The 2,833-nt window shown below is 61.8% G+C and carries 4 protein-coding genes; 2 read left to right on the top strand and 2 right to left on the bottom strand.

Annotated features, from left to right (window positions below; all coding sequences use genetic code 11):
- On the top strand, nt 1-272 hold a 272-nt coding region (locus DBR24_RS33290), incomplete at its 5' end, for a LysR substrate-binding domain-containing protein (protein WP_256591740.1).
- 117 nt (nt 273-389) lie between these two features.
- Here DBR24_RS33290 and leuD read toward each other — a convergent pair.
- Entirely contained in the window at nt 390-1,004 is a 615-nt protein-coding gene (leuD, locus tag DBR24_RS22480) for a 3-isopropylmalate dehydratase small subunit (RefSeq protein WP_128615839.1), read from the bottom strand.
- Nucleotides 1,001-2,419 (bottom strand): 3-isopropylmalate dehydratase large subunit, encoded by a 1,419-nt coding sequence (gene leuC, locus DBR24_RS22475; protein WP_128615838.1) that lies wholly within the window; start codon nt 2,417-2,419, stop codon nt 1,001-1,003. The genes leuD and leuC overlap by 4 nt, the downstream gene beginning before the upstream one ends.
- 311 nt (nt 2,420-2,730) lie before the next feature.
- Here leuC and DBR24_RS33285 point away from each other — a divergent pair.
- Nucleotides 2,731-2,833, top strand: a 103-nt coding sequence (locus tag DBR24_RS33285) for a hypothetical protein (RefSeq protein ID WP_371921344.1), incomplete at its 3' end; no start/stop codon positions are given.

Below are 2,833 nucleotides of genomic sequence, written 5' to 3'. Positions count from 1 at the left end.
GCGGGCAAGAGAGCGTGCGGGTCAGTGGGCCATTGTCGGCAAACAACGGCGAGATTGTCTTGCAATGGGCGCTGGACGGACGCGGGGTGTTACTGCGCTCACTGTGGGATGTGAAACCGCTGCTGGCGCAAGGGCGGCTGGTGCAGGTGCTGGAGGACTACAGCCAGAGCGCGAACGTCTGGGCGGTGTACCCGACGCGGCTGGCGCATTCGGGAAAATTGCGCGCGTGCGTAGAGTTCTTGCAGGAACATTTCAAAGGGTTATCGCTGTAGCCCCGACACCACAACCCTCCCTGTAGGAGTGAGCCTGCTCGCGACAGCGATGGATCAGTCAGAATTGTTGTACCTGACACACCGCCATCGCGAGCAGGCTCACGCCTACAAGGGATATCAGGAAAGCCAAGGGTTGTTGGCCAGGTGTTGGCGTTCGAAATCTTTGATCTGTTCGCGGCGTTGCAAGGTGCTGCCGATGGCGTCCAGCCCCAGCAGCAGCGCGGTTTTGCGCAAAGTGTCGATCTGGAACCCGATCACGCTGCCATCCGCCAGGACAATGTGTTGCGCCTCCAGATCAATGCTGATCCGCGCCGTTTCAGGCTGACCGACAAGCGCTCCGATCCGCTGTACCTGCGTGCCGTCCAGGGTAATCAACAACACCCCGTTGCGCTGGCAGTTATCAAAAAAAATCCCGGCAAAACTGCTGCCGATCAGCGCGCGAATGCCCATTTGCTGCAAGCCCCACACCGCGTGTTCACGGCTGGAACCACAGCCGAAGTTAGGACCGACCACCAGAAAACTCGCACCCTGCCACGCAGGCTGGTTCAGCACGAATGCAGGATCAGGCGTGCCATCCGCCCGGAATCGCAGGTCGAAAAACAATCCGCGATCCAGCCCCTGACGGTCGATGCCTTTGAGAAACTGCTTGGGCATGATCACGTCGGTGTCGACGTTGGCCGCCAGCAATGGCGCGGCCTGGCCGCTGACGTGGGTGAAGGGTTGCAGGCTCATGGGCGTTCTCCAAAGTGGCGGATGTCGGTGAGACGACCGCGGATCGCGGCGGCGGCGACCATCGCCGGGCTCATCAGGTGGGTACGCGCACCGGCACCCTGGCGGCCTTCAAAATTGCGGTTGGTGCTGGAAGCACAGCGGTCGCCGGGGGCGAGCACGTCATCGTTCATCGCCAGGCACATCGAACAACCGGACTGACGCCATTCGAACCCGGCGTCGATAAAGATATGCGCCAGGCCTTCAGCTTCGGCCTGGGCACGCACCTCACTGGAGCCGGGCACGATCATCGCCCGCACATGCCCGGCCACTTGCTGACCACGCACAACACTGGCGGCATCGCGCAGGTCTTCGATCCGGGCGTTGGTGCACGAGCCAATGAAAGCGTGGCTGATGACGATATCGCTCAGCGCCATGCCCGGTTCCAGGCCCATATAGTTGAGGGCGCGGCGCATGTCCTGACGCAGGATCGGATCGCTGACGGTTTGCGGATCGGGCACTCGCGCGCCCATCGGGGCAACCTGGTCCGGACTGGTGCCCCAAGTGACCATCGGTTCCAGTTCACGGGCATCGAGGTGGATTTCCCGGTCAAACAGCGCCCCGGGATCACTGCGCAATTCGCGCCACGTCTTCAGGCCTTGTTCCCACAGCTCGCCTTGCGGCGCACGTGGTTTGCCTTTGAGATAAGCGAACACTTTCTCATCCGGGGCCATGAAAGCGCCGCGGGCGCCGGCCTCGACCGCCATGTTGCAGATGGTCATGCGGGCTTCGACGCTCAGGGCATCAATGGTCGCCCCGCAGAACTCGATGGCGTAACCGGAGGCCCCGGACGCACCGATCCGACCGATCAGCGCCATGATCAGGTCTTTCGACGTCAGGCCCGGCGCCAGTTCGCCATCGACGGTCACTCGCAGGCTTTTCAGGCGTTTATAGACCAGGGTCTGCGAGGCCAGCAGGTGCTCGATCTCGGAGGTGCCGATGCCGAAACCGAATGCACCCAGCGCGCCGTAGGTCGTGGTGTGGCTGTCGCCAGCGGCAATGACCATGCCCGGCAGGATGAAGCCCTGCTCCGGGGCGATCACATGTTCGATGCCTTGGCGCTTGTCGAGGATGTCGAGCAGTTCGATCCCGAAGTCACGGCAGTTTTCCGCCAGATACGACACCTGCCGCGCCCCGCCGGCATCGGGTATAGCGGCGACCCGCAGCGGCGCCGTCGGGTTGACGTGATCGACCACCGCCAGCGCCGTGCCCGGCCGCCAGACCGTGCGGCCGGCAGCCCGCAAACCGCTGAAGGCCTGCGGACTGGTGTATTCGTTGATCACCTGCCGGTCGATATAGAGCAGCACGTGGCCCTGATCGTCGAGGCGGCACACCGTGTGCGAGTCGATATGTTTGTCGTAGAGGGTTCTGGGGGTCATCAAAGCGCTCACTCAAGGAAACCGTGTGGTTTCCATCATAGGGAGCGGGGGCTGGCCATCAATCGGCGGACAGTGATGGCGCAGATCATGAATCGTGTTCAATCCCGGCCTCGAACGCCCCCTGTGGGAGGGCATCGAGCGAACTGCGAAACATTTACTTTCATATCCTTTATCGGGATTTGCCTCGCTCATCCGTCCTATAGAGATGCAGGCCGTTCGCGTAGGCAAAAGCCACGACCGGTCTTTCGGGGAATGCCGTGCTGCGAAGCCCGTAGCCACGCGCCCTTTCACCGCTATCAAGACGCGCAATCATGTCGAAGAAATCCCGCTCCAAACTGTGGTTCCTGGTGCATAGCTGGCTGGCGTTACCGATCTGGTTTTTTGTGTTGATCGTCTGTGTCACCGGCACATTGG

This window comes from Pseudomonas sp. HMWF006 (assembly GCF_003061205.1).
In the GTDB taxonomy this organism is placed as follows: Bacteria; Pseudomonadota; Gammaproteobacteria; order Pseudomonadales; family Pseudomonadaceae; genus Aquipseudomonas; species Aquipseudomonas monsensis.
This window is presented reverse-complemented; position numbering and strand designations above follow the sequence as displayed.

What these genes read in the sequence shown, in the direction of transcription:
- leuD (WP_128615839.1), bottom strand. Translation starts at nt 1,004, where the DNA reads ATGAGCCTGCAACCCTTCACCCACGTCAGCGGCCAGGCCGCGCCATTG.
- leuC (WP_128615838.1), bottom strand. Translation starts at nt 2,419, where the DNA reads ATGACCCCCAGAACCCTCTACGACAAACATATCGACTCGCACACGGTG.